Source organism: Methylobacterium iners (genome assembly GCF_022179305.1).
In the GTDB taxonomy this organism is placed as follows: Bacteria; Pseudomonadota; Alphaproteobacteria; order Rhizobiales; family Beijerinckiaceae; genus Methylobacterium; species Methylobacterium iners.
This window is the reverse complement of sequence record NZ_BPQP01000149.1, coordinates 1-19,558: the sequence shown is the minus strand read 5'-3', so window position 1 is coordinate 19,558 and position 19,558 is coordinate 1. Positions and strand designations below refer to the sequence as shown.

The 19,558-nt window shown below is 60.8% G+C and carries 19 protein-coding genes and 1 pseudogene; 10 read left to right on the top strand and 10 right to left on the bottom strand.

Features of this window, described 5'->3' with window-relative positions:
• A pseudogene (locus tag MFF55_RS26355) lies at nt 1-151 on the bottom strand (glucose-6-phosphate dehydrogenase); the annotation flags it as partial.
• Nucleotides 152-1,570: 1,419 nt separating this feature from the next.
• On the opposite strand from MFF55_RS26355, the gene MFF55_RS26350 reads away from it, so the two are divergent.
• From MFF55_RS26350 to MFF55_RS26325, 6 genes are all read left to right on the top strand, one after another.
• The gene (locus tag MFF55_RS26350; protein WP_238247184.1) at nt 1,571-2,056 is read left to right on the top strand and encodes a PAS domain-containing protein; all 486 of its coding nucleotides are present in this window, start codon (nt 1,571-1,573) and stop codon (nt 2,054-2,056) included.
• Nucleotides 2,057-2,288: 232 nt separating this feature from the next.
• Nucleotides 2,289-2,615, top strand: a complete 327-nt coding sequence (locus MFF55_RS26345) for a hypothetical protein (RefSeq protein WP_238247182.1) — start codon at nt 2,289-2,291, stop codon at nt 2,613-2,615.
• A 29-nt stretch (nt 2,616-2,644) separates the two neighbouring features.
• Nucleotides 2,645-3,115: a response regulator gene (locus MFF55_RS26340; RefSeq protein ID WP_238247180.1), complete on the top strand. Its 471-nt coding sequence runs from the start codon at nt 2,645-2,647 to the stop codon at nt 3,113-3,115.
• Between the two features lie 46 nt (nt 3,116-3,161).
• The gene (locus MFF55_RS26335) at nt 3,162-4,400 is read left to right on the top strand and encodes a sensor domain-containing phosphodiesterase (RefSeq protein ID WP_238247178.1); all 1,239 of its coding nucleotides are present in this window, start codon (nt 3,162-3,164) and stop codon (nt 4,398-4,400) included.
• 592 nt (nt 4,401-4,992) lie between these two features.
• Nucleotides 4,993-5,487 carry a hypothetical protein gene (locus MFF55_RS26330; RefSeq protein WP_238247176.1) on the top strand — a complete coding sequence of 165 codons (495 nt, stop codon included), beginning with the start codon at nt 4,993-4,995 and terminating at the stop codon, nt 5,485-5,487.
• A gap of 144 nt (nt 5,488-5,631) precedes the next feature.
• Nucleotides 5,632-6,051, top strand: coding sequence for a hypothetical protein (locus tag MFF55_RS26325; RefSeq protein ID WP_238247174.1), 420 nt, complete (start codon nt 5,632-5,634; stop codon nt 6,049-6,051).
• Nucleotides 6,052-6,197: 146 nt separating this feature from the next.
• Here MFF55_RS26325 and MFF55_RS26320 read toward each other — a convergent pair whose 3' ends face one another.
• Nucleotides 6,198-8,033, bottom strand: a complete 1,836-nt coding sequence (locus MFF55_RS26320; RefSeq protein WP_238247172.1) for a sensor histidine kinase — start codon at nt 8,031-8,033, stop codon at nt 6,198-6,200.
• A gap of 384 nt (nt 8,034-8,417) precedes the next feature.
• A complete protein-coding gene (locus MFF55_RS26315) occupies nt 8,418-8,915 on the bottom strand; it encodes a response regulator (protein WP_238247170.1) in 498 nt (165 codons plus the stop codon).
• Between the two features lie 167 nt (nt 8,916-9,082).
• On the opposite strand from MFF55_RS26315, the gene MFF55_RS26310 reads away from it, so the two are divergent.
• On the top strand, nt 9,083-9,550 hold the full coding sequence (locus MFF55_RS26310) for a MarR family winged helix-turn-helix transcriptional regulator (protein WP_238247168.1): 468 nt from the start codon (nt 9,083-9,085) through the stop codon (nt 9,548-9,550).
• A gap of 125 nt (nt 9,551-9,675) precedes the next feature.
• Nucleotides 9,676-10,578 carry a hypothetical protein gene (locus MFF55_RS26305; protein ID WP_238247166.1) on the top strand — a complete coding sequence of 301 codons (903 nt, stop codon included), beginning with the start codon at nt 9,676-9,678 and terminating at the stop codon, nt 10,576-10,578.
• Nucleotides 10,579-10,746: 168 nt separating this feature from the next.
• Here MFF55_RS26305 and MFF55_RS26300 read toward each other — a convergent pair whose 3' ends face one another.
• Nucleotides 10,747-12,021, bottom strand: coding sequence for a cation:proton antiporter (locus MFF55_RS26300; protein ID WP_238247164.1), 1,275 nt, complete (start codon nt 12,019-12,021; stop codon nt 10,747-10,749).
• A gap of 717 nt (nt 12,022-12,738) precedes the next feature.
• Here MFF55_RS26300 and MFF55_RS26295 point away from each other — a divergent pair.
• A complete protein-coding gene (locus MFF55_RS26295; protein ID WP_238247163.1) occupies nt 12,739-13,002 on the top strand; it encodes a hypothetical protein in 264 nt (87 codons plus the stop codon).
• Nucleotides 12,999-13,148: a hypothetical protein gene (locus tag MFF55_RS26290; protein WP_238247162.1), complete on the top strand. Its 150-nt coding sequence runs from the start codon at nt 12,999-13,001 to the stop codon at nt 13,146-13,148. Before MFF55_RS26295 ends, MFF55_RS26290 begins: the two co-directional genes overlap by 4 nt.
• 51 nt (nt 13,149-13,199) lie before the next feature.
• Here the strand turns inward: MFF55_RS26290 and MFF55_RS26285 are convergent, their stop codons facing one another.
• From MFF55_RS26285 to MFF55_RS26260, 6 genes are all read right to left on the bottom strand, one after another.
• Nucleotides 13,200-13,445: a hypothetical protein gene (locus tag MFF55_RS26285; protein WP_238247160.1), complete on the bottom strand. Its 246-nt coding sequence runs from the start codon at nt 13,443-13,445 to the stop codon at nt 13,200-13,202.
• A 12-nt stretch (nt 13,446-13,457) separates the two neighbouring features.
• Nucleotides 13,458-13,898, bottom strand: a complete 441-nt coding sequence (locus tag MFF55_RS26280) for a PilZ domain-containing protein (RefSeq protein WP_238247158.1) — start codon at nt 13,896-13,898, stop codon at nt 13,458-13,460.
• 409 nt (nt 13,899-14,307) lie between these two features.
• On the bottom strand, nt 14,308-14,484 hold the full coding sequence (locus tag MFF55_RS26275; protein ID WP_238247156.1) for a hypothetical protein: 177 nt from the start codon (nt 14,482-14,484) through the stop codon (nt 14,308-14,310).
• A gap of 1,354 nt (nt 14,485-15,838) precedes the next feature.
• Nucleotides 15,839-16,060: a hypothetical protein gene (locus MFF55_RS26270; protein ID WP_238247155.1), complete on the bottom strand. Its 222-nt coding sequence runs from the start codon at nt 16,058-16,060 to the stop codon at nt 15,839-15,841.
• A gap of 2,655 nt (nt 16,061-18,715) precedes the next feature.
• Complete coding sequence (locus MFF55_RS26265) at nt 18,716-19,006, bottom strand: hypothetical protein (RefSeq protein ID WP_238247153.1); 291 nt, start codon at nt 19,004-19,006, stop codon at nt 18,716-18,718.
• Nucleotides 19,007-19,159: 153 nt separating this feature from the next.
• Complete coding sequence (locus MFF55_RS26260) at nt 19,160-19,477, bottom strand: hypothetical protein (RefSeq protein WP_238247151.1); 318 nt, start codon at nt 19,475-19,477, stop codon at nt 19,160-19,162.
• Nucleotides 19,478-19,558: the final 81 nt, after the last annotated feature.

Below are 19,558 nucleotides of genomic sequence, written 5' to 3'. Positions count from 1 at the left end.
CCTCCTCCGGCTGCAGCCGGATGACGAGGCGGTTCGGCTCGCGCCCGAAGGATTCGGCGGGGAAGATCGAGAAGGGCGAGGCCCGGAACTGCACCACGATCTCGGAGAGCTTCTGGGGCAGTCGCTTGCCGGTGCGAAGGTAGAACACAACAGGCACAGGCGAAAAACCGGCGACGGCTTAACGGCATGAAGTCAACCTTTCCAAGGCTTGTTCGGAGGCGGCGCTCCCACCCGGCTCAGGATAGGCCATCCAGAGCCGAGGGGCTTCGGGACCAATGGTACCCTCATACCCGCTCATTGCTATCATCACGCCCACGCTGAAGAGCCAAACCCCCAGCAGACGCTGTTCTTGACGTGCGAGCGACGAAAGCACGCCGGCTACTTACCAACTCCTACATACGTGAATGACAGGTCGTTGCTGAGCCACTGATACTCATTAGGTGCCAAGCTGAGGACACCTTCTGCATTGTCCAGAGCATTGAGAAGGGAGCCAAACACCTCGTCAGCGGGCTCGTGGAAGGTGTCGGCGAACTGATCTCTAAGGTCATAGCCAATCTTTGTTAGAACAAGCAGCGATCTAAAGCCATATTGTTGCATTATAGACACCCTGAGCGTGCTCTATAGCTTTGAAGAACAGGCTCAGATCACCTGCAACCACTTAACAGGGCGTTAATCCGCGCGCTCAAATTGCTTGTACTGTCGTATGTTAAACTGTGCTGCAACCTTGACCTAGTTGGCCAAGCTACTGCGCAAGCTACGATGTGGCTGGCGCAAGAGGGGGCGATGCGCAGCTTCGACCTGAACCTGTCACTCCCGACCCTCTCTTTCTCGTGATCTCACGAGAGACGGAACTCACCGAATGTCCGGGTACTCCGGCTGGGGAGGGGAAGCGATCGCTTGTCGACCAGCCTCTGTCCGCCGGGTCTGCCAGTAGTGCCCGCCATTGGGTCCCGGCCCGACACTCAGGGCGGAATAGCTTCGCCGCCGTTCATGCATCTCCACGAACCCCCGTTCAACGAGGCGCAAGAACACAGTTCCTGCGTGCCACTCATCAGGCATGCTCACCCAATTGTTGGGGGTGTCCCAGAAGAGACTCCGCTGGAGCGGGGTCAGTGGTGCCATGTCTCAGCCCCTGACTTCCTTGGCTTTAAGCGCGGGCAGAGGTGGCGAGCACACCCTGTGAGTCCACAGTACTTTGATCTGGGCCCGGCAATTCTGTCCATGGCATTGTAACGGGCATCTAAGTGAGGTTGCAAATGCGGTCGCGTCCGTATCAACTCACGCCGCAGCAGTCGCTTGCTGCCACGCCTCCACGGCTTCCGCTTGGAGAAGGCGAAGCGTGGGACGGGAGAGCAGATGGCGCAGATCGCGTTGAAGCTAGACCGTGTTCTGACCGCCTCGTGATGATGCCCGTAGACTCAACCACATGAGCTGATGAGGCCCGTTCATCGCCGTCGACGAGCCCTAGTCTTCCTCTGCGTTTCGGTCGATGGCCCCGCTGCAGCATGGTAGGATACGAAGACGCCTCCTGACCCAGAATAATCATCATTCGGGTTCATCAGCACCGTCCATGACCCTGTTTGAGCTGATCCGCGCTTTCGTTGATGAGTCGCCCGTCGCTGTTCTCATCACGGACGCTACGGTCAAGGCGCCTGGTCCAATCATCCTGTATGCCAATGGAGCCTTCGGAAAACTCACGGGACGCGACCCGACCGAGGTCATCGGCATCAGCCCGCGCTTCATGCAAGGCCGCGAGACACGTCGCCCCGTGCTCGACCACTTTGCCCAGGCGCTTGCGGCCGGTGAGCGCTTCCACGGCTTTCTGGTCAATTATCGAGCCGACGGCACCAAGTACGTCGTCGAGATCGATTGCAGGCCCTTGCGGAACGCCGACGGCCGCATCGAGCATTTCCTCTCGTTCGAGCGCGAGGTCGCACGGCGTCTTGGCCGGCCGTCACGGGACGGCGCCTCACGCTTCGAGCCGGTGGAGGTAAGTAACGACTTGTTAGGAAAGGAGCTGCGGCGGCTGAGGGTCTTCAGCGCCGCGGGTGAGTAGCTGTTGGTATTGCGAATACGCTGGTCCCGCTCGGAATTGTAACTTTTATTGTATCTAACATATGACGGCTTTTCGCGTTACTTGGTATGTTTGATCACATTTTTGTGTATTAACGCTTAATTCGTACTTGTGCGCTATGGTGACTGTCACGCCCTGCTGACACGGCGCGAGCGCAATACATGCGCTGCTCTCATCCTACTGGCTGACATCATCCTCTCCCCAGGCTAAGACTATGACCTCGCCGAATACAAAGGTCGTGCAACTCTTCCCGGCCAAGCCGGCGCAGCACTTCCCGGAATGGCGGCGTCGTGAGATCGGCTATGATATCGCCTCGCTCCAAAGTCTCTCCCAGCGTCTTCAGCAGATCAAAGCTCCGCTCCACGAAGCAACCTACGCTTTTGTGGACGTCAGCCCGCTGGATACAAGCCAGAAGCTGTGGTGCGCGCTTGGTGGGCTCGGTCGTCAGATCGAAGACTTGGATGCTGGCATCAACGCTCTGATCAGCGCCATGACAAACCACCAGGGGGCGCTCCACGCATCGTCCAAGTTCGGCCGCTGAGGCTCTGTGTCGAGACGAGCAACACGATCATGATCGGCGCCCCGACCTTCCCCGACCTGGCTGTGCTTGTCGTCGACGAGAGCCTCTACACGCGCCGTATCGTTCGCGACATGCTGCAGCGGGTCGGCATCCGACGGGTGCAGGAAGCCCCTGATGGTGCCGAGGCGTTAGGCGCGCTCGTCGAGGTCCGTCCCGATCTTGTGATCCTGGACTGGGATCTGGCGATCCTCACGGGTGAGGAGGTCATTCGCCTCGTCCGAGACATCGACACCTCGCCGGCGCCGACTGTGCCCTTGATCCTGATGCTGTCGCAGCCCCGCCGCGACCGGGTCGAGCGCGCAGTCCGGTTGGGCGTCAACGAGATTATTGCCAAACCGTTCTCGCCCAAGACCCTGTGGTCGCGTCTCGATGAGATCATCAATCGACCGCGCCCCTACACGCAGGTTCGTAACCTGCTGCGTCCGCGCCCACGCACCACCATCGAGACATCGTCTGTCTAGAGCACCGAGACCTGTGATCACCCGGGCACCGCTAGGAGAGCTGCTCATGGCTTTGTCACACGACGACCTTGCACCGCTCGGCACTCATGCCGCTGCCGGCGAGGACGTGATCCAGGACGCCCTCGTGGCGATCCGGAACCACCTCGGCATGGAGGTGGCCTACTTCTCCGAGTTTCACGCGGGCAGAACCATCTTCCGCCGCGTCGATGCGCCGGGCCTTGAGCACCTGATCAAGGTCGGCGACTCGCACTCCTTGGACGATGTCTACTGCAACCACATCCTGGCCGGCCGCCTGCCCGAGCTGATCCCCGACACCTCACAGGTGCGGCTCGCACGCGAGATGCCGATCACGGCAGCCGTGCCCATCGGCTCGCATATCAGCATCCCCATCCGTCTGCTCGACGGCACGCCCTTCGGGATGTTCTGCTGCCTCAGCCCTCGGGCGATCCCATCGCTGAACGAGCGGGACCTGGCCACGATGCGCGTCTTTGCAGGACTGGCGACAAAGCAGGTCAACACGGGCCTTCAGCAGAGACAGAAGGCCCAGCGGACCTATGACCGCATCGCAGCCGTCATCGCGGCTCAGGATTACGACATCGTCTTCCAGCCAATCTTCGACCTGCGGAGCAGCACGGTTACGAGTTGCGAGGCGCTATGTCGGTTCAAGGCGACCCCGTATCGCTCACCCGACAAGTGGTTCCAGGACGCCCTGGACGCTGATCTCGGCCTTGAGCTGGAAATGGCCGTCCTCAGGACGACGCTCGCCACCCTGCCAGAGCTGCCGGCTTCGATCTCGCTGTCGATCAACGCCTCGCCCGAGCTGGTGATCAGCGGACGCTTGGCAGACCTCATTTCTGTCGAACACGCCGAGCGAATCATCTTGGAAGTCACCGAGCACGCAGCCGTGTCAAACTACACTGCACTGCATGCCCAGCTCAGGCCACTCAAGCGGCTCGGCGTGAGGGTGGCCGTGGATGACGCGGGCGCTGGGTACTCGGGCCTGCAGCACATCGTGCAGCTCGGTCCTGACATCATCAAGATGGATATGAGCCTGACACGCGCCGTCGACACGGATCCGGCCCGACGGGCTCTAGCCAGTGCGATGGTCTTCTATGCCCGCGAGATGGGCTCGTGCATCGTGGCCGAGGGCATCGAGACGGCGTCAGAGCTGGACGCCCTCCGTCATCTCGGCGCAGATCGCGGCCAGGGTTACCTCCTCGGCAAGCCCGGAAGCATGGCCGCGTTGCAGGCTGCCGCCACCGAGGCGCAGACAAGGGTCGCCTGAGGGCGCCGCTCGGGAGCGAGTGAGATCTTAGAAGGCAGGACCAAGCCCATACTGTGAGCGCCCTTCCTGTGAGCAACGCAGCGGCCTCATAGGTCTTCCCGTCCGGTCACATGGGTAAGTAGCTCGTTGAAGGTGGATCTCGCGTGCATGAAGAACCATGAGCCGCCACTCCTTCATGAGTGGGTGGGTTCTACACCCCATCCTCGCAACCATGCCGAGCTGAGGCTCGTGGCTGATCCAAGCTCCTACTTGCTAAGTACGGCCGAGGAAGCGGAACGTCGTGCCGCCACGCGCGGCTTCTACCTTGAGCTTGGGCTGATCGCGCTTCTATGCAGTGTCACGCTGGTCGCAGTTGCCGGTCTTGCGATCTGGGCAAGTCAAAGCTGACGATCACGCCTGTCCGCTCGGCAGCTTGCATCGTGCGGCCCACCGTCCCTCAGCCACGTGGCAAAACAGCATCAGCCAAGCGCGTGCGCCTTCCCCTTTGCTTAACCCGAGACCCCTGCATTGACGTCGGAAATATACTGCTTAAACCTCTTCTAAGCTCAGCGAGCGGTTTGTTGTGTGCTGCGTTGTGAGAGGTGTCATGTTCATGGATCCGATCAAGCGAGCACCCTGGGACCTTACGTCTGACGGGACACCTTCCATCGAGGTCCGTGCCGCAGTTGAGGAAGGCAGTCTGAGCAAAGTACTGCGCTTGGTGGGCCCCTTCGATGATCTTGAGAGCGAAGCGCCACCGGCTCGGCGATCCTCAGCAAAGGATTGGGCCAAGCTGATCGACCGCATCCGCGAGGCCGCAGCTCATAGCCGCGCGATCGAGGCACAGGCGCATGAGCAGGAGCTGCGCGTTCAGGACCTCCTGGATCGTGCCCGCGAGGACATTCAGGCCGCCGCTGAGCGTGTGCGCGCCGCTGATGCGCGCGCCGCTGAGATGGAGGCTCGTACTGAGAAGCTGCTCAAGTCTGCCGACCAGCGCGTGAAGGCGGCCGAGGAGCGCGCTCGCGTCGCTGAGGAGTGGCTGGCGCGGGTCTACGACACGATCTCGCAGGAGTTCGTGGTCGAGCCCGGCGACAAGTCAGTCGCCTGATCGCGCCGCGTCTTCCCCGCTTCGTGCCCGATCACCCCGATGATGCTGAGGAGCGTGCGGCTCAGATGAGCACAACCCCCTCCGCAGGAGAGGGAAGCTCGCCGCCGGCCATATAGACCGCGCCGGCCGCAGCCTCCTCGCAGAATGTTGTCCCCCCTCTTTGCTGAGCTTGAGGCATTTGACGCTGATCCGGACCTTCTGGACCCGGACTGGCCGGGTGCCATCCAGCTGATCCGCGATGTGGGCGCGCAGGTCCGCCGTGAACGGCACCGGGCTAGGGAGATTGTGCAGCAGTCGCGTTCGCTCATTCAGCGCACCGTCCTGCAGGCGGAAGGGGCTGAACGGCGTGCCGAGGCGGCCGAAGCCCAGGCGTATGAGGCCTCGTTGCCGGCCGATCGGATCGAGGCGAGCTTGCGACTGGCGGAAGAGCGAGCGCAGCAAGCCGAGGAACGAGCCCAAACGGCTGAAGCAAGTGAACAAGATGCACAGATCTGGCTGCGCCGACTACATGCGCTTTTGAAGATCGAGCAAGATCTCATCAGGAGCGAGGCATTGAGCGATTAAAATCTTTCGAATGAAATCTCGGAGAAAAACACTGTAAAATGAATAATATCTATGTATATACTTCAACAAGAATTAGCTTTTAACGCCCACCCAAGATTATCAAAGGGTCGTCCCCCTGGAGAGCGCTGTTGTACGCCCTCTCCAAATCATCTCGGCTTGCTGAGTGGCAGGTCAATCGTACAACGCACAGCGTTTTCGCCAAGTTCGAAGCCGGTCGTAGCGCCAAGCGCGTAGGGCAGCGCTCGCTCAATTAGCTCTCGTCCGTAACCATTCCTGGTAGAGTTCTGAGTGATGTGGGTGCAATCGAGACCCTCTTCCATCCATTCTAGCCACAGGCGACGCTCGTCGCGGTGCGTGTTGTCTCTTACAGTCCAACTCACGCGCAGCGAACCACGGTTCGTGGCGAGCGCGCCGTATTTGCGGGCATTCGTCGCGAGCTCGTGCAGAGCGAGTGCGAGGGTTTGCACCATCGTGTTCCGCAAAGACACGTCAGGCCCGCTCAAGACAATGCGGCCCTCCGCGTCTTTAGCTCCCAGCGCATCAAGCTCCATGCGAACGAGTGCGCCAATTGTAATCGGCTCCCCGCTGGCACGCGACAGCAATCCCTGAACCCGAGATAGGGCGGCGAGCCGATCATTGAATTGGAGCCTAAACGCCTCCCCGTGCCCGGTCCGCGCCATCGTTTGCTGCGCGATGGAACGCACCACTGCGAGCAAGTTGCGCGTCCGGTGCTGGAGCTCTTCAACTAGGACATGTTGCCGACCATGCAAACGCTTGAGATCATCAATGTCGTCGGACGCGCCCAACCACTCCCGACCAGTGCTGACCTCGCTCGCGGCCTTATGCATGAGCAGCGCGCGAGTCTGGAACCAGCGCCACGTCCCGTCCGCGGCACGCCGCACTCGGTACTCGACAGAGAGCCCGGCGCGCGCTTCGGCATCGTGCCAAGCGCAAAGAGTGCTGTCGCGGTCGTCGGGGTGCACGGCATCGAGCCAGCCCAAGCCCTGGCTCTCAGCCTCGCTCTGGCCCGTATAGGCGAGCCACCGAGGCGAGGCCCAGGTCCAGTGCCCCCCGTCGGCCGCTCGCCAAGCAAGCTGGGGAATACCCTCCGCCAGCGTGCGGAAGCGCTCCTTCTCCGCCTCAAGGGCCCCCCCCGCCCTGGCCAGGTCGGACACATCCTGCACGATCCCGCCCACCCGCTCGATCCGACCCGTCGCCTCGTCGCGGACGGGGAAGCCTGTATCCCGCAGGTGGACGACCCGTCCGTCCTCAGGCCTGATCACGCGGTAATGGGCGATCGCCGTCTCGCCTGCCGCCGCACGCGGGAAGAAACCTTGCGCGGCCTCTCGGTCGTCAGGGTGGATGAGCTCGGCCCAGCGGGCGAGGTCGGCCATGATCGGCTCGCGCTTGGTGCCGTACATCCCCTCGAAGGCGGGCGAGAGATACTCCAAACCCCGTCCGGCCGCGTCAGCAATCCAGAGAACGTCGGCGGAATTCTCCGCAAACGAGCGAAAGCGCTCCTCGCTCTCACGTAGCTTGGCGTCAGGGCACACCCTTGCTGTGGTCTCTACAAGTAGGTGGAACGCGCCGCCGACAGCGCCCCTCTCGTCGCGAATGGGTATGAGGCTGCCAGCAAAGACGCGTTCCTCGACACCGTTCGCGCCAAGCATCGCCATTGCGCAATCGGCAAGTGCCACCGTCTCTCCAGCGAACAATTGGTTGAGGCGGGGACCTGGCGAGATCGCAAACGCCCTTTCAGCCTCCTCGTCGATTGGCCTTCCAAGAGCCAACGGGTGGCGCTCGGCGGCAATGGGAACGTAAGCGTCATTATAGAGGTGGATGCGGTCGGGACCCCAGAGCAAAGAGGCTGGCGACTGCAAAGTTAACATGATGTCGATTGCAGTTCTAAGACTCAAGGGCCAAGATGCGGCCGGTCCGATCTGCGTGGTTGGCCAATCGTACTCGCGAATACGCTTGGCCATCTCACCGTCGCCAGAGGGCCACTCTGGCCGTTCATGACCTCGATTCATAGTATTGTTCCGCGCGTCTGCACCTGCCTGCCCTGTACAGGAAATTTCCGCCTGAAGCTTGTGCAGCTTCGGGTCGCCCTTGGATGCCTCTGTTGTGGTTGCTTGGGAGCGCGCTTCCGTCCTGCACCAAGCTGTAGCGAGTGGGAAAGTAGATTTGTGCCTCCTGTTTGATCCGCATAGCGTACTATCGATCTGAACTTGGAATCAGACGCCAATGGGTGCTTCATAGCCCCTGCAAGTCTCTGAGCCGCTATGTGGAGCAGCCTTGGAGCCGATCTGATCGGCCTAACGATGCCGCCGGACTCACCACGCGGCTTTGTGGCCAATGGCTTGATCTCAGGACTTGTCAGCCTCGGAAGGCGGGCCAGCAATGTCGGCGCCTGCCGCGTGGCTGGAGGGCGTGTGTGAGATCAGTCCCTCTGGGATCACAGGGGCACCTACGTTTGCCTCTGTATGGCCGGCGAGCAGGTCCTCGACTTCCTGGATCAGGAGGGAGGGCCGGTACGGCTTCTTGATGAACCGTGCCCCCGCCGGCAGCTCGCCCGGCTCTGGGTGCAGCTTGCCTGAGGTGACAACGATGCCCACCGTCGGCCAGCGCTTGTGGACCAGCCTAGCAAGGCCAAGCCCGTCGATCTCGCCCGGCATGTTCCAGTCGGTAAACAGCACCTGGATTTCAGGTCGGGCCTCCAGCGCGATCATTGCTTCCACTGCGTCATGCACCACGACTGTTCGGAAGCCAGCTTCTTCCAGAATGTCGGTGGCGATCATGCGGACTAAGACGTCGTCCTCCGCAACGAGGATCTCCGCCTGGTTCTGCTTACTGCCAGCTGCCAACGCTCTGTCTCCTGCCCATGATGGTTCGTGATCAAGGGCAGGGGCTCTTGATGTCGCTTGGACCTGCCGGTCCTTGCGACCGCGCTCTAATAGTTAGAGCACAAACTGTTAGAGCGCAATCCCATAAAGCGCTATGGCTTAGCTCAATAGTCGTGTAAGGGGCCTGCATGAGCCAGACCGACGACACAGCTCCGCCGGAGCAGCATCTCTGCTTCTCCATCTACTCAGCCGCGCACGCCTTCACAGCGGCCTACAAGCCCCTGCTCGAGCCCTTCGGGCTGACCTACCCGCAGTACCTGGTCCTGCTCGCGCTCTGGCAGAAGGATGGGGTGAGCGTGAAGGAGATCGGCGCCCGGCTGCATCTGGACTCAGGCACCCTGACGCCGCTGCTGAAGCGCTTACAGGCGTCCGGCTATGTCCGGCGTGACCGCGATCCGGCCGACGAGCGTCAGCTGCGGGTTGAGCTGACGGAGAACGGACGGCGCCTGCGTGGCCAGGTTGCGGGAGTGCGCCAGAGCTTGGTGTGTGCGCTGGGCGGTGTCGAGGCACCGATCCAGTCCCTGCGCCAGCAAGTGGATGCCGTGACCGAGCAGCTGCGCGCCATGCCGGGCAAAGCGGTTGATCGAGAACCCTAGAGGCATTGGTCAGGTGACGCTCGACTAAGCCAGCACCAGATCCGGTCCATCGACGTTAGCAAGTTAATGTATTTGAGCTAGGCAGAACCAAGGTTCCGCCGCAGATTGGGACCTGAACGAAGACCATGAAGGAGCGACTTGGCGTCATCATCGGCATTCATGGTTTGGCCAACAAGCCGCCGGTCGATGAGAAGACACGTTGGTGGAAGGCCGCCATCACCGAGGGCCTCGCTCGCAACCAGGGCCTGACTGGCGCCGAGTTCGCCTTCGAGTTCGTCTACTGGGCTGACCTTCGCTACGAGGCGCCGCTGCAAGGCGACGCCATTATCGAACCTTACCTGCCTCACGGCGGGAAGGGACCCCTGCCCAGCGGGGAAGACGCGCCCCCCCTCACGGGCCAGGACGTGCTCGCCACTGTCTACGAAGGTATCGACCGCATCGAGGAGGCGACGGGGATTACCCTCGTGGACGACCTCATCCTGGAGCACCGCTTCGACGACCTCTGGCACTACCATGTCGAACAGGACTTCGCGCAGCAGGTCCGTGCCCGCCTGATCGAGCGCCTGCATCAGTTCCATGAGCACCGCATCCTGCTGTTTGCGCACTCGATGGGCTCGGTGATCGCCTACGACGCACTTCGTCTGTTGGAGCGCGACGAGCCTGGCCTGACTGTCGATCATCTCGTCACCGCAGGCTCACCGCTCGGCTTGGCGAAAGTGAAGCTGAAGGTCGAGGGGGAGTGCGGTGGGGTTCGGGTGCCGAACAATGTCAGGCAATGGACTAACCTGGCGGACCCTAACGATATCGTCACCGTCACGGGCGCGTTGGGGTCAGATTACGGCCCCAACAATTCGGGTGTAGAGGTGATCGACCAGCGTGTCGTCAACGACTACTGCCGGCCGAACGGCGAGGCCAACCACCACAAGTCCTACGGCTATCTTCGCACGCCTGAGTTCTCGCACATCGCCAGCGGCTACGTCAGGACAGAGGAGCCATCAACCTCACACCCGTTTCCCGCGCGCGCCTGAAGGACTGGCCTCTACGCCGAAACAGCCTGCAATGGCCGGTGACCTGACGTGAGGTCGACAGTGGCGACCTAGCGCCTCACCAGTTCGGACCGTTGAGCACTTCGGTTGAACAGTGCAACAAGCAGCCATTGGGATCCGTCCCCTACGTGCCTCTTTCGACGACGTTCCTCAGGAGGCGAGCGGTAGGCCGAGCTGGGCGCTTTCAGTGTCGCGTCCGCTCTTCCGGTCGAGAAAGCGCAGCACGGGTGTCACGGTGATGCCGTGCAGGACGATCGAGATCAGGATTGTCAGGGCTGCGGTGCTCCATAGCAACTCCGTCTGCTCGAAGACGGCGTGGTTGAGCGCGTAGGCAAGATAGTAGATCGTTCCAAGGCCGCGAATGCCGAAGAAGCTGATTACGGCTCGCTCGTCCATAGGACGCCTTGATCCCAGCAGGCTGAGCCAGCCGCTCAGTGGGCGCACGACAAACAAGGCGAGCAGCGCAAAGGCAACGCTCGGCCAGGTGAGGGCCCGCAGTAGACCACCGCCCAGCAGGGCCGCACCGAATCCGACGAGAAGCACCATCATGAGGAGCCGCTCGAGCTCCTCAGCATAGTCGTGCATCTTGTTGTGGTACTCATGGGTCCGGTGGGTGGCGCGCAGAGCCAGTGCCGCGACGAAGACTCCGATGAAGCCGTAGCCGTGCGCAGCCTCGACTGCCGCGTAGGTCAGGCAGGTGATACCAAGCGCCACGAAGCCGTCGCCGGTGCGCGAGAGCTTGGCGGGGTTAGGTAGGTGGAAGGTGAGCCAGCCGAGGCCCCGACCGATCGCAAAGCCGAGCCCAATGCCCACTGCAATCTTCCATAGGACGGAGATCGCCAGCCACTCGCCAAACTGCCAGGCCCCAAACCCTTCCGCGACGGCGAGCGCGATAGCGAGGTGGACAAAGGGAAAGGACAGGCCGTCGTTCAACCCGGCCTCGGAGGTCAGGGCGAAGCGCATCTCGTCCTCCTGCCCCTCGGTCGGGGCTCCGACCTGGACATCCGAGGCCAGCACCGGATCGGTCGGCGCGAGCGCCGATGCCAGGAGCAGGGCCGCGGCCAAACCGAGTCCGAGGAGCGTTGAGGCAAGGGCCGTCAACGTCAGGATGGTCAGCGGCATGGCGATACCCAGGAGCCGCCAGGTGACGATCCAGCGTGCCCAGCCGATCAGGCGGTCGATCTTCAGTCCCGCTCCCATAAGCGAAACGATGACGACCAGCTCGCTCAGCTTTTCGATGAGCGTTAGGTGCGCCTGCGGATGGGGCGCAAGGTTCTGGAGCGGCGACAGGAAGGAGAGGCCGGCTCCGATCCCAACACAGCAGATCGGCAGGGAGAGCGGCAGCTGCCGCAGCACCACGGGCAACCAGGCCGTGAGGAGGACGAGGGTGCCGAACCCAGCGAGCGCGACGACGTAGGCTTCCATGTGGGAGCGAACCCGGTGGGACTCCCGGTGTTCCTACCGCCGTGAGACCGACAGGCGAGCATCACCCACACATCAAGGGCGACGTTGCAGCCCAGATGATTTCTATTTTGCCTAAGTTCCTGAGCTCTGGTCACGAGCAACTAATGCATCAGCTGCAGCTTGATCGAGAGGCCCGGTATCATGCGCTTGCATATGGACCATGGGCTAGGCATCTAACCGTCGCAAAACCTCGGCGTACTCCTGGGTGAGCACGCCGAGGAGGGTAACGATGCAGCTCTATTATCCGCTCTCATGCTTCGGCGACGCGGTAACAACATACAGATAATCCAATAGCATAGCTCCGACTGTTAATCGCTTTGTCGCAGGTTCGAGTCCTGCTCGGGGAGCCAAAAATCTGGCTAAAATACTGTTTTTACTTAACTTTTCGCTCTGCGCCCCGCACCGGACTCGATCTGCTAACTGAGGCCCGTTAGCGTCTGAGCCAGTCGATCTAGGTCTGGATGCCCCTCAGCCACCACGCAACTCTTCGCAGCTTACTGGTGTGGCTATGCCGGCGCCCCTGCTTGCCTTGTCGGCCATGGATCTAAATCTGCTTCAAGCGGCATCGCAGCCCTAACTCATGTGTAGAGGGGTCCGAGACACGCCCCGCCAGCCCGTGATCAGATCGGGCGGCGGGCCGCTTGTCCGTCACGCAAGGCCCACCCTACGGTGATTGGGATGAAAGGCGATCCGACAGTCAGTCAGCTCGTATCGGCAGGGACAATCAGCAACGCAGACGTTGAGGCGGCTGTGACGGCATACCTTGCCGCGCCTGACCCTGGGATTGTTCCTCTGGGGCCTGCCCACGAGGTCGACATCACTGCCGCCATCGCCGCCCATGCCTTCACGGCAAAGTTCCTCCAGAGCGGAAAGAAAGGCAAAGTCGCGCTCAGAGCCTCAATCCGCACAGCCACTCTGCTGGCCCGCGCGAAGCGCCGATGACGGGCATAGAAACTGCCTTGGTTCTGATCGGCCTCTTCGCCTTCATCGCAGCGGTTGCCTATGCTGCTGAAGGAGGAGCGGCCTGGATGATTGCGGCCGTCATCATCGCCGGCATTGCCACCCTCGTTCCATGGCGGGTTCGATGAACGGCAGCATAGCCGAGGTGCGCACCGCTCATCTTGATCCGACCGCGGTTCTCAGTCTCTCTCGTCGACAGCCGCATCACCGAGCCAGGCTAACGCAGCTTCAAGCGTATCGAAGCGGTGCTCTGACCGCGTGAATGGATGAGGCCGCAGCACCGTCGGCACATCGTCCAGCAACTCGACATGCCATCCTTTGACGTTCCCGCTCGGTGAGACCTCCCGGACTACGGAGCCGATGATAGCGTCATCATGGGCGAGGTCGTAGCTGCCGGCCGCGAGACGATGAAGGGTGTAGGCCATCAATTCTCCAGCTCAGGCGGCATCGGCGTGCTGCCAACTCATCGCATGGCGACGCTCAATCAGCGCCATGAGGGCGTCTACCGTTTGATGAAGACGCACCCTGGTCATCGTTGCGTCACCCGTCAGAGAGGGGCTGAGCGCCTCAAACACCAGTTCCTCCTTGAATGCGTATTCGACAAGGATCTCTTCGACTTCACGACGCACGGGATCAAGGAACTCGACGCCCAAACCATCAGCCTCATAGCGCGCGATGCGGCAAGCACGCGGTAGGTTGCTCAAGCCGATGGCGAGATCGAAGGTTGGAGGGATGAAGTCATGGGCATTCGTGCGCACGAAGCTTCCACGTGTTGAGATGTCCGTGATGTTGCATTTGATTGGCTTGCTTGAGCCGGGCACGAAGATACGTGCAGGTAAGTCACAAGGCTGCCTTTGTACACGGCGTCGTTCGGACATCTCGCATCTCCGAAGTGTTGCAATAATGTGCCATTCGTGAGCTAATATCCGAAGCAGGTGTTTAATGAATAATGAAAATCTGAGATGAAATTCTTTTCATTCTTCGGGAACCTCTCGGCTCAACTTACATAGGTTATTGCTGCGGCGGCGATCCCGCTTGCCCGGCCGTTGAGGGGGTGGAGCGCCGCTTCACCAATGAGCGTCCGTCAATGATGATTGGGCTCGCCATCATTGTCATGTGCCTGATTGTCGTTACGGCCGGTATGGTGCTGGGCTGACGCGGACTTCGTTCGGCGCCGTCGTGACTGCCCACCGGGTTGACCGGCTGTCGCCCCAATGGATTGCGTCGTACCTCGGCATGATCCGATGAGGACCTAGGATCAAGACGACAGCGCGGGACGGTTCCTGGTTAGGTGATGGCGCGGCTCACAGCGATGATGCCAGCTGAACACCCCAGCAGCACACCAATCAGCTGGGCGAAGGCACCGGAGCGGCGAACAACATCGGTCCGCGACCATCCGACGAGGAGCCCACCGGCCTCGCAGAGGGCGTATCCGAGCACGAGAAGACCAAGCGCCGTGTGCATGGGCGGGCAACGCTCGTTTCGGCAGTTGGCTCCAGCTTGATGGTCCTGAGGCGCCAGGGCTGCTGTACAACCGGGTGCGCAGCTGCTCAGGCAGCGCAACCTCAGCCTGATGCCATTGTGCAGATGGTTCGAAGGCATCCCGACATCATCGAGGCAGCCCTAGTCTGACGGGATAATGCGCTTGTCGGCTATTCCGATCAGGGATCCGGGCAGGGAATAGAGTTCAAGAGCGGTACGGAGCGAACCGAGTGGATCTCGACGTGGTGATAAGGCGCGCGATCGGCCACGCGGGGTAATAACCTGAAGGCATCCGCGAAGGGGAACTTGCCCACCACTTCGCCCGCATCGTTCGTGACAACCAGAGCGGCAGACAGGAGCGTCACCTGATTAGTAGGGTCCTGCATCATCGCTTGGACGGTATCCCGGCCAACCTCCACGGGGCTCAATCCTCTTCTGCCCCGCAGCTACGGCGTGCTGTCTGATGAGGTCTACCTCTGTGCCGAGGAGACGATCATCCAGCTCAGGAGTGGACAGAAAATCAGACTGCTGTCGCGGGCACAGACCTAGCGGTGGTGTAAGCCAAAGCCGGCTCGTTGGTTTGGGTTGTGCGCTCCCGCGCCTCGTCCCGCTGGATTATGTTTGGCTTCAAGTGGGAGAGCCGGCATGTCGGCCGACTTGGAACGTGCAAGGGCCGTACGATCCGCCTCTGCGGCGCAACGCGCGGCCGACCTGGCTGGAACGATAAGCGCGCTGCAGAGCGCTGGTATAACATCGCTGACCTCGATCGCAGGTGCGCTGAAGGACGAAGGCATCACGGCAGCACGAGGAGGTCAGTGGTCGCCAATGCAGGTCTCTCGCGTCCTACACCGGTTCGCGCGCTTGAAGGCCGCATCCAACTCCTGACCAGGGCGCGGCAGCAGATCGCACGCTAGTAAGTTGAACCAACCGCTGCAATCCCCACTTATCTCACCAACAAACGTGGTTCCGATCGGAGGATCGTAAATGATCCCGATACTTTTTGCAGGTCTTGTCGGAGGTCCAATCACAGCGGCAGCGCTGTGGAGCTACGGAGCTCTGGTTGCTGTACTTGCTGCACCGATCGGTGGTAGCTTAGCAGCAGTTTGCGTTGCAATATTTATTGGTTTGCGGCGCAATGAGCGTGGTGCGCAACGCTGGCATCGTGTCTCGGGGGCACGGGCTCATTTCGGATCAGAGTGGCATGCTTCAGCTCACGGCTGAAGTTAGTGCGTCTCGATCTTAGTCAATATAAGAAAGCCTCGTCCATTCATGCGGCGTGGGGCTTTTCGTCATGTTCCCACCCCAAAGGATAGGCCAACCGCATTGTCAGCCGTGTCTACCCGGCTCCAAACGCATAGATGACGAGGCGCAAGGCTGCCCAACCTAAGAAGGTCGTCCAGATCACCGTTGCAACCCCGCCGATGAGCAGGGCAACAGGGGTGACGAGATCACGTTTGGGCGAATGGCCGACATCAATCGCGTGTGACGCTGGTGTGGTCTGTTCGGTGGCGGTCGGCATCTGGCATTCAACACAGCTGTAAAACAGCGCTGAAATCATCAGCTCCGGCAAACCGTTCCAACATGGCGCGGCGAGTATGAGATCAGACAATCCGTCGGGTGCCCAATGCCAACTACTGGCTGTTGCACCGAAGTCTATCTTCCAACACAAATCGCTATGCGCTTGCAGCCGTCTGCCTGCAAAGGCTTTGGAAGCCGAAGAAGCGGGTATGGGAACCTAGGCGCGACCTTCGATGGGCTCGGCCGGTCGCCTACCGGGCGATGAGCCTTCTCGATCTTGGACACGGGCGAACTCCTCAGCGAGCGCTCGGATTTGATCTAGGGCGTGTTGCTTGATCTCGCCTGCGGAGCGGCCCTCAACGGGGACGGTCACGGATCCTGTGAGCCGTCCCGCAATCGTCAGAAGCGTGAAGTTGAACCTGCCCAAGCGGCTGCGCCGGACGATGAAGTGTCTCTGTGCCATGGCATGCCTCCGCGATCTATCGCGTCACGCCTGGGCATTAACTGCGGTTTCACCCAACCGCGAACTGTGTGGTTGCAGACCCTTCGTCCGCTGCCTCTGCCGTTGCCGAACGTCAAGGAGGTCGAGGGCTGAGACATGGCACCACTGACCCCGCTCCAACGCAACCTACTCCGGGATACACCTGACGATTAGGTGGACATGCCTGATGAGTGGCACGCGGGCACTGTGTTCCTGCGCCTTGTGGAACGGGGCTCGTCGAGATGCGTGAACGGCGACGCGGCTATTGCGCTCTGAGTGTCGGGCCGGGACCCAATGGCGGGCACTACTGGCAGACCCGGCGGACCGAGGCTGGCCGACAGGCGCTTACTTCCAAACCCCAGCCGAGCGCTGCGGAGACTCGGTGAGTTCCGCTTTCGCGGATTGGCAGCGGGTGGCCCTGCCGCATCAGACAATGCGGAACGCCGAATTAGGGGCTCGACGTGGTCGGGTTGAGCCGTGATGCGAGGAGGTCACTTACGAGCATGCGGGGCGCGCTTCGATCTTGGTTCTGAAGCGGGTCAGTGACCTCAGAAGAGTCAAGGGCTCGAAGGCGTAGCAACTCCTTGTCGCCTAGACGGACATAAGCAGCTGTCGCCAGATTGATCTCAGCAACCGTCCGCTGGTCTCCAACACCGCACCCTTGGCACGCGGCGACGCGCCATGATTGCCAAAGTCCGCTCGTCCGCTCCTCTGCTGAGGCTGCCATCGTTCGTTCGACCGAAACGAGACGCGTCGTATCAAGATCGCCTTGGCCCTTCGGTTTTGGCAACGCGCGAAGCTGGTCAAGCGCTGATCCTGATGCTGATTGCGCACCAGCAGTAAAACTAACGCATGTCAATATTAATCCAACGCAAGCCGCTTTGTACATGGCAACCACTCTTTACCGATTTAACCTAGTCAGCGACGGTAAGTTCATTTCCGGCATGATGTAGGAGCGAGATCTCAGGCGAACCAAAGTGATGACCTGATGGCGTTGGCGACCTGAGCGGCCAAGCCTTCGCGGAAGATGCAGCAGGCGCCCATCGGATAAGTGCGCAGCCCCGCCGCCGCATGCAAATCAGTCGAAACCAGCTGCCCATTGGCGGTGCCCGCTGGTTAGGGTTGCGCCAGGCTGCCACGCACACTCTAAGTAGCGCGTCCGTTCGTGGGCGTCATTGATGCCTACAATTGAATTGCGCCCACTGTATAGCTTAAGATAAAGCCAGATAACATTAGTTATGATCTATCAAATAGGGCACGTTAACCAGTTATTAATCTGCGTGAGGCGACATTTCCGCCCGATAATCGATTTACTGACAATTTGATGGTGTCTATAATGCAACAATATGGATTTCGCTCGCTGTATGTATTAGCAAAGATCGGACATGAACTGCGGAAGGAATTTGTCAATACCTTTGATGAGCCCGTTCAGGAGGCTTTTGGGCCTTTGCTCGATGCACTCGAAATGGAGGAGCAGGTACTCAGTCTGACGTGTGATGAGTACGCGTGGAGCGGTGATGACAAGACGTTCCAGTATACGCCCGAGTTCAGACAGCTAGCTCGCTTGGGTTCTTGAAGTCGTCGAGGCGTGCTCTGCTCACCTACGGCTTCCAAGTGGCAACACGCACCTGCTTCCAGGCGGGCGGAGAGAAGCCATGTGTCCCACTGCTGCTCGGCTGCGGGGGATCTAGCAGCAGGCTGGATGGAGCCTCGCCCGCTGTGACCATCCTGCAGTAGGGTCACGTACAAAGCGCACGCTCGGGTGGAATCCTGACCGAGGGGCCCACCGCGAGCGAACCCAGCGGGCTGTACGATGTGTGGCACTGCTGCCGGATGCTCGGGCGAGCCGACAGCAGGGCCTGTCCGGGGCGCGACAGGAGAGAAGCTCCCAGACCGCAGGATGATGCCCAGCTAACGAAGCAAAGAAAAGCCCGGCGCAGCAGGTGCTGGCCGGGCGGAAATTGCCGTCGCGAAGGTGTCATCCAATCAGTGACGAGCGTTGTGGCTCTTGGTTTCGAACCTGCCTCTTCGTGCATCCGCCATCGTTAAAGACGCATAAAGAAGCCCTGCCCGGCGGGGGGGGCAGCGGGGCTGAAGGTGAGCACACGGCTGTAGGGCCGTTGAGCGGGAACCCGGCCTAAGCTGGTTCGGCTCAGGGCTTCTTCAAACGTACGCCAAACCCTTCGCTGCACTACTCGATGAAGATGACGCCGGCTAATGCATTTCCTTCATTGTCACGGAGCCGTCCAATAGATTGATCGAGACCACCCGGGGACCGCGCACCTCGTCGTTACCTTCCTCCCAAGCCTCTAGGATCTCGTTCGCTACAGAGATGATTACCTCGGGCGACGAGCCTATCTCTGGACGGATGGCTTCCACGAGCCGGGCCACAATGACCAGCTCCTTGGCGGGGTGAATGAACGCAGCGGCTTGGAGTGTAAAGGCCGTGTAGACGTTCGCTGCGATCACGCGGGCGGCCTTATCCGCGTTAAGTGCCTCCTGCACATCCGCCTCCCGTATTCGACGTCAACTACCCAGCCTTCGGAAGGCTCGACATGCCATAGGTGAGCCGCGATGGCCCACGGCCGTGCTATGATCCTGCTGCATTAGTTGCTCGTCTACAGGTTTGAGTACTTACATCTCCACTCCGCTTGCGCTTCAGGAGATAACCGTAACGCAGGCAGCTTCGAGACGAGCACGAAAGCGAGCGTAAGCATCTGCCAGCAGTCGCGCCTGTCGATCCTCGACGCCGCGACCTTCGCCTGCTTCGACGATTGCGTGAACGCTCTTCTGCAGGTCGTCGGCCGCCGCATCCAGGCCAGGGTTGCGGTCGAGCAGGCTGAGTAGATCGATCAGGTGCGCACAGATGCTCAGCGCCGCATCCTTGGCATCGCGGCCCAACCCAATCTGAAGCAAGGCGGCGTCGATGCCCTCGACCCGCTTGCTGACAAGCTCCTGGCGTAGCTCTGGCGTCATCGGGTTGCGGTCTCAGGGTTTCTGGGTCCTTCCATCGAGGGCTCAAATCAGCGCTTATATCAGTTCTCACTGATCAGAACT